Annotated in this window: 5 protein-coding genes; 2 read left to right on the plus strand and 3 right to left on the minus strand. The window is 35.7% G+C overall.

Annotated elements, in window-relative coordinates:
- Positions 1 to 416: hypothetical protein (locus F6K54_RS38535; RefSeq protein ID WP_293089399.1), on the plus strand; the 416-nt coding region annotated here is incomplete at its 5' end.
- 600 nt (positions 417 to 1,016) lie between these two features.
- Here F6K54_RS38535 and F6K54_RS38540 read toward each other — a convergent pair.
- Positions 1,017 to 1,676 (minus strand): ribonuclease III domain-containing protein, encoded by a 660-nt coding sequence (locus tag F6K54_RS38540; protein WP_293089401.1) that lies wholly within the window; start codon positions 1,674 to 1,676, stop codon positions 1,017 to 1,019.
- Between the two features lie 889 nt (positions 1,677 to 2,565).
- On the opposite strand from F6K54_RS38540, the gene fghA reads away from it, so the two are divergent.
- Entirely contained in the window at positions 2,566 to 3,414 is an 849-nt protein-coding gene (gene fghA / locus F6K54_RS38545) for an S-formylglutathione hydrolase (protein ID WP_293089403.1), read from the plus strand.
- 364 nt (positions 3,415 to 3,778) lie between these two features.
- Here the strand turns inward: fghA and F6K54_RS38555 are convergent, their stop codons facing one another.
- Together F6K54_RS38555 and F6K54_RS38560 are read right to left on the minus strand one after the other, a co-directional pair.
- Positions 3,779 to 4,582, minus strand: coding sequence for a phosphoadenylyl-sulfate reductase (locus F6K54_RS38555; RefSeq protein WP_293089405.1), 804 nt, complete (start codon positions 4,580 to 4,582; stop codon positions 3,779 to 3,781).
- A gap of 720 nt (positions 4,583 to 5,302) precedes the next feature.
- The coding region (locus F6K54_RS38560) for an NFACT family protein (protein WP_293089407.1) at positions 5,303 to 6,097 on the minus strand (795 nt) is incomplete at its 5' end.

The following is a 6,097-nucleotide window of genomic DNA, read 5'->3' on the forward strand; positions in this document are numbered from 1 at the left end:
GATACACTAATTATGGTGTTCCCGTAACTACTAGCAGCATACTAACTACTGCAGGTGATGAAGATTTTACGGTAGAATTTGGTACACCCACAGAAGCAGTAGGATTTGATACTTATCTTAATACTTTTGGTCCAGCAACAATCAATGTTTTTGGTACTTCTGGCCTCCTTGACACTTTTGTATTAAATCACGACCCAACAAATGTAGGATTTTTAGGAATACTTGCCGATGAAGAAATTAGTTCTATTCGCTGGACTACTGTAAATGGAGGAATAATTAATACAGGTATTGACAATATTGTACAAGGTACAGAAATTGAGAGTACATCAACTCCAGAACCTATATCTATACTAAGTTTAATTGCTTTAGGTGTTCTAGGTTTCGGTTCAAGTTTACTAAAGCGAAAATCACGATAGTGTGGTTAGGGTGTGTTAGCGTTTGCGTAGCATTCCGCAGGAAAGCGTAACTGAGCGAAACATTTATTTGGGACAGTGGTGCGTTACATTTCATAAACACACCCTACTGGACTTTGTCAATACTTTCAATAATTGATAATTGATAATGGATAATTGATAATTACCTCTCCCTAAAAGGAAGAGGATTGAATAAAAGGAAAAAATTTATTTTTTTCCCCTTGAAAGGGGAGGCTTTAAACCTGAATTATTGAATTATTGAATTATTGAATTATTAATTCTTCGGTAACTGCTAAAGTTAAAAAGGTGAGCAATATTCCTGCGGATATTCTAGATGAAATTGAAAGTAAAAGTCGCGTTGAAATAAGTTTGAAATTTGATGATTGATTTGACAATTATTTAATATGAAATCCCATTAAATAATTGTCATTACAAAGGTTGGAAAGCAATCCCAAATTCATAGAGATTGCTTCCTTCCACAAAGTGCATTGAAAAATACATTATTTTTGATAACTGAAGTAGTTTTACCTGGTTACTATACTCTTTCTCCCTACTCCCCTACTCCCCTGCTCCCCTACTCCCCTACTCCCTACTTCCTACTCCCTATTCAAAACATTCAAGCAAATAATTATTTTCTCTATATAAACTATTTTGATTTAATAAAGGTAATTTTAAAGCCTCAATCCAATCTATCAATTGAAAATCTGTTTCTAAATCAGAATCATCATCTTTAACCGCAGTAATTAAAACCCGAGCAACCGCTTCAGCAATAAAACTTTCAACTAACCAATCATAAGTCAAACCTAAATCTCGGTCAAACTCCAAAAAAATTGCCCCTACTAAAGCCTCAAACATTTGAGCTAAAATTTTATTCTGCTCACTTTTATGCTTCCATTTATAACTTTTTCCCAATAGAGAAAACTGCTTCAAATTTAACTCTTTCGCAAATTCAGCAAGCATTTTTCTGCTCACAATATCGCTTTCAATAATAGTAATAGTCGCTTCTCCTAAATGAGAAAAATTATCTAATAAATAGTTACTAACAATCCTACAAAAAACTACATAACCTAAGTTGGCCAAACCTTGATGCTCTAATGCTCTTTGTTTTTGTTGCGGCCTAATAATATTAGTCCCATCATAAATATGATTTGGATGAGTTAGAGCAATCTCTAATAACTCTGGATGCTGGAAGTAAGATACAGAAATACTCCCGACATAGCGCTTGGCGATCGCTTCCTTGGCAGCTTTGATATTTAAGCCCATAATATTATTTGTAACCCTATAAAAATGCGAGTATAATTAATAATCACTACAATCCATCACTAACAAATTACAGAAGAGTTAATAATTTCATCAGATTTTCTCAAGAAAAGAGTGATTTGCTGCTACTAAAAGTCTACTAAAAGTAAGGTCAAAACTAACAATTTTTATAGTAGCTATGAGTAGCAGTATTTAGATAAGCAATTCCTAAAATATAAACATCTAGTCACATAGATCAATGAAAATTATGCCAGTGCTATGAAAATTTTAGATTAATCGTAATAATTGTGAACTATTAACTTCTCGCTTAAATATTCTAATTAATTTTACCTACTGAACGCTTTTTAATATTCAGCAATTAACAATTAATAATTACCTCTTCTTAAAACGGATAGGATTGACTACAAAGATTTTTTGGGTGCATCTCAATTTTGAATAAAGCCAAAAATTTATTGCTTTAGGGAACAGGGAACAGGGAACAGGGAATATATAGGAAAAAAGTATTTTTTTTTTGCACATAAAAGATACACCCTATTAATCCCTATTTATTGAGTAAAATTACTTATCGCTTAATTGAGATGCACCCGATTTTTTTTATTTTATCCCCTTAAAAGGGTAGGCTTCAAGGCGTGAATTGTTGAATGAATAATTATTAACTATCAACTCTTAATTATTAATTATTAATTATTAATTATTAATTATTCGGTGGTGGTGCGTTGTAATGGTTGTGCATTGCATTATTTTTGTTATGAGAATAGTGGGAGCATCTTGCTCCCGCGCCAAGCATCCCTTATTCCTTGTATACCATTACTATGCAGGACTACCAATTATTCAACCACACTTACCATCTGTTACAAATTAAAAATTATCTCTCCTTATTACCGATTAAATTATGTCTACAGAACTCAAACTGGTAAAAGAACATCAATGCTTTGGCGGCAAAGTTAGCTATTATTTCCACTCATCTTCAACCTGTAATATTGAGATGCGTTTTTCAATTTATATCCCACAAAAAGCCAAATCAAAACAATTACCTGTATTGTATTTCCTCTCTGGTTTAACCTGTACTGAAGAAAACTTTATGGCTAAAGCAGGGGCACAAAAATTTGCTGCCAAATATGGATTAATTTTAGTCGTGCCAGATACAAGTCCGCGCAATACTGGCATTAAAAATGAAAACGATAATTGGGATTTTGGTACAGGTGCAGGATTTTATGTTGATGCCACATTAGAACCTTGGAAAAAGCATTATCAAATGTATAGTTATGTTGTTAAAGAATTACCAGAACTCATCGCTAAAAAATTTCCAATTCAGCCAGATAAACAAAGTATTTTCGGTCATTCCATGGGAGGTCACGGAGCATTAATTTGTGCTATAAAGAATCCGGCAAAATATCAATCTATCTCTGCATTTTCTCCAATTGTGGCACCAATGCGTTGTCCTTGGGGTGAAAAAGCTTTTAGCAATTACTTAGGTTCAAATCAAGAAACTTGGCGTGATTATGATGCTAGTGAATTAATTTTAAATTATGGTTATAAGCGTCCGATTTTAATTGATATAGGAACTGCCGACCCCTTTTTATCTCAAAAACAATTATTACCAGAAGTATTTGAAGAAGCTTGTCAAAAAAAAGGAGTAAATCTAACTTTAAGAATGCAAAAAGATTACGATCATAGCTATTATTTTATTGCATCTTTTATAGAAGACCATATAAGATATCATGCAGAAGCTTTGAATTGAAGAAGGAAGAAAGAAGAAGAGGATGGGGACTCAAACCCTAACCAATTGTAAACACCCCCAAACAATATAGAGCGATCGCCACAAGATATGACAAGCGTTCAGTAAACTTTCTGGGAGGAATTTATTTGGTAGCCCCAGTCATTTTATTGGCATAGCGAGCGCCATCCCCCTTTAACATACAATAGCTATTTTGTCAACCATTCTAACTGATGATACGCCCTAGTATTTTGAGATGATTATGGCAGAAAAATCACTCTGATAATTCTTACTCCTACCTCCTCTATAATTTCCATTTCTCCTGTCTCCTGTCTCCTGTCTCCTGTCTCCTACCCCAGAAAAAAGACTTTCCATACGCAAACCCTAATTACAAAGAACTAGAATCTAAACTTTGAGCTTGTCCATCTGTCTGAGGCAAATGTAGTCCGCACTCCTGCTTCAGACCATGAAAACGAGTATCCCGTTCATTCTCATCTTCCATAGTCAAGGGACGACTAGAATGCCAATCTCCCACACTGGTATAACCTAAATCGAAAAATGGATGATAAGGCAAATCGTAAGCAGTCAAATATTGGTATATATCCCTGGCATTCCAAGTTAATATAGGTAAAATCTTATATATTTCCGATTGCTCACCAATACGGTTAAGACTCTTACGGTGGTCAGTTTGGTCCTTCCGTAGGCCAGCCAACCAAGCTTTAGCACCTAACTCTTTTAATGCTCTTTGCATGGGTTCCACTTTGCGAATTTGGTCATAGCGGTTCAGAGCATCAGCATTCTTCTCAGCCCAAAGTCGGCCATGTAGAGCTTCCATTCTAGCGGGACTAATTGAAGATTGATATACTTTAAGATTAAGCCTCAGTCGTTCGGTCAACTCTTCAGCAAATCTATAAGTTTCGGCTGGTAAATATCCTGTATCAACCCAAATAACAGGAATATTAGGTACAACAGTTGTCACTAAATGTAACATAACAGCAGCCTGGATACCAAAACTGGTACTCATAACTAAACCTTCTCGAAAGGTATCATATCCCCACTTAACCAGAGTATGAGCATCTGCTTGGGCAAGTTCCTGATTAACAACCTCAAGATCCAATTTTGGTGGAGATATAAAATTTTGTTGATTGTATTGTCCATTTTTGTTGACTGTGATGAGACTCTGTTGTGACATAGTTATTACCAATCAAATTAGCATCAGACTTTAAAGGTTTATCATACGTTGTCAGCAATCCTCAGTGAGAGATTATTTATACTGTTTTATGTATCCAGATTACCTGGTGTTACAAAAAGCTTTTTTCTGTTATAATTAACTATCCTAATTTAGCGTTACACTAAAACTTATTTGCGACCTAAGCTCTTCTGTTTGACAGAACTTGAAAAGACTCTACCCTAGACCAACACCCTTCGCTCAAAGATTTAAACTTTTTTTTGAAGTGAATAAACTGCTTCTAAATTACAGCGCTTTTCATTTAACATTTCAGTAGACTACAAAATTCTTTTGGGTTATGGAGTCCAATAAAACTTTGGCGACTGAAGTCCGTCTATATTGAAAACCGGGCATTGCATAAATGCAGGATGATTTTAATAGTTTTGTGGAATGGGTATCTTGCCCGTTCCTGATATTTTCGAGTAGGCAGGATACCTACCCCACTTATACTCATCCCGCCCCTCAGCAATGCCGAAAACCGCTATAACTTTTTTGATCGACGAAAAAAAAAGACCAACTTTGTCAAGCAGGTCTAAGTAAAAATTATTTTCCGTTGTTATTTCTGCGAGATTAACAAGCAAGCAGCTACGCATTCCCAAGTTCGCAGCGATTTGCGGGTTATATATCTCACAATGTTTATATCACTAATTGTAACAAACTATTGAGCAATTTCTATAAAAATTTTTAATTTTGAACCCCAATTAATTGTGCAATATGGGTTTCAGCTCTTTGTGGTTTCCCCCAAAAAACCTGTTCTTGCTTATATACAACCATACCAGGTTTAGCACCCTTGGGTTTATAAACAAACTTAGGTTTGGTATAAATAACTGGGACTATTTCACTCTGACGGGCACGACTATAAAAGGCACTGATATCTGCAACAAACTGTAAATCAACTTCATCAGGTGTGGCACCAGCATCCAGTCGCAACAAAACATGACTACCAGGAATTTCTTGAGTATGAAACCACAAATCATAATCTCCCGCCACCCGAAAAGTTAACAAATCATTTTGACGATTATTACGGCCAACCAATAATTCAAATCCACCGGGAGTTTCATAACGGTAAAATTCTGTATCCTTTTTATGACCTTGATGATGATGTTCTGGAGCTTTAAGGTAAGCTTGCTGAATTAACTCATCCCGAATTTCTTCAAGAGTGCGTAAATCTTCTGGAGTTCGGTAAGTATCTAACTGAGACAAAAAAGCTTCCACTTGCTCCAAATAATCAATTTCCCCTTGGACTGTTGCTAAAAGGGGTTCAACCGCTACACGCGCCCGTTTCAACTTTTGGTGCTTTTTATAAAGACTTTGGGCATTTTGCACCGCATTTTTCTCTGGATCTAACTTGATGACCATCGGTTCCCCCGTTTCAAAGTCACAGAGAGTAATAGCCTTCATCCCCGGTCGCCATTCGTGGAGGTTGGCCATAAGTAAATCAGCTTGCGATCGCAAAAATTCTGCCCCATCCGACTGGTA

Origin of the sequence: Okeania sp. SIO3B5 (assembly GCF_010692555.1) — a bacterium.
Lineage (GTDB): Bacteria > Cyanobacteriota > Cyanobacteriia > Cyanobacteriales > Microcoleaceae > Okeania.

Coding starts and splice junctions, on each gene's coding strand:
- F6K54_RS38540 (WP_293089401.1), bottom strand. CDS start 1,676: ATGGGCTTAAATATCAAAGCTGCCAAGGAAGCGATCGCCAAGCGCTAT.
- fghA (WP_293089403.1), top strand. CDS start 2,566: ATGTCTACAGAACTCAAACTGGTAAAAGAACATCAATGCTTTGGCGGC.
- F6K54_RS38555 (WP_293089405.1), bottom strand. CDS start 4,582: ATGTCACAACAGAGTCTCATCACAGTCAACAAAAATGGACAATACAAT.